The 982-nt window shown below is 61.9% G+C and carries 1 protein-coding gene; it reads left to right on the forward strand.

The genetic code is table 11. From position 1 onward, the window contains the following. Positions 1-14: 14 nt before the first annotated feature. On the forward strand, positions 15-941 hold the full coding sequence (locus MAXJ12_RS30660) for a YVTN family beta-propeller repeat protein (protein ID WP_085984137.1): 927 nt from the start codon (positions 15-17) through the stop codon (positions 939-941). Positions 942-982 lie beyond the last annotated feature (41 nt).

Genomic DNA, 982 nt, shown 5'->3' on the forward strand with positions numbered 1-982 from the left:
CAGCGGCCGGCCTCATGGCCAGCCCCGCTTCGGCCTATATGGTCTATGTCTCGAACGAAAAGGACAACACGGTCAGCGTCGTCGATTCGGCCACGATGGAAGTGGTCAAGACGATCAATGTCGGGCAGCGGCCGCGCGCCATCACCATCTCGCATGACGGCAAGCTGATCTATCTCTGCGCCAGCGACGACAACACGATCGAGATCATCGACACGGCCACGCATGAGATCGTCGGATCGCTGCCGTCGGGGCCGGACCCCGAACTCTTCGTGCTCTCGCCAGACGGCAAGACGCTCTATGTCGCCAACGAAGACGACAATCTTGTCACCGTGATCGACCTCGAAAGCAAAAGGGTCCTTGCCGAGATCCCTGTCGGCGTGGAACCGGAGGGCATGGGCGTCAGCCCGGACGGCAAGACCATGGTCAACACGTCCGAGACGACGAACATGGCGCATTTCATCGATACGGCGACCAACGAGATCACCCACAACGTGCTGGTGGACGCCCGCCCGCGCTTCGTGGAATTCACCCCCGACGGCTCGGAAGCGTGGGTCAGCGCTGAGATCGGCGGGACGGTCTCGGTGATCGACAACGCAACCCGCGAGATCAAGCACAAGATCACTTTCGAGATCCCGGGCCTGCGCGCCGAATCGATCCAGCCCGTAGGTGTACGGATCACCGCCGACGGGAAAAAAGCATATGTCGCGCTCGGCCCCGCCAACCGCGTGGCGGTGATCAATGCCGAGACCTACGAGGTGGAGAAATACGCGCTGGTCGGCCAGCGCGTCTGGCAACTGGCGTTCACGCCCGACCAGAAGACGATCATTTCGACCAACGGCGTTTCGAACGACATCACTTTCATCGACGTGGAGACCGACGAGCCGGTGCAGTCCGTCACGGTCGGCGCGCTGCCTTGGGGCGTTGTCGTATCGCCAAACTAGTGGATGGAATCTAACGCTTGGTGCCCGCGCTTGACGGCGGC

The organism is Mesorhizobium alhagi CCNWXJ12-2 (genome assembly GCF_000236565.1).
Taxonomy (GTDB): Bacteria; Pseudomonadota; Alphaproteobacteria; order Rhizobiales; family Rhizobiaceae; genus Allomesorhizobium; species Allomesorhizobium alhagi.

What these genes read in the sequence shown, in the direction of transcription:
- MAXJ12_RS30660 (WP_085984137.1), top strand. Translation starts at nt 15, where the DNA reads ATGGCCAGCCCCGCTTCGGCCTATATGGTCTATGTCTCGAACGAAAAG.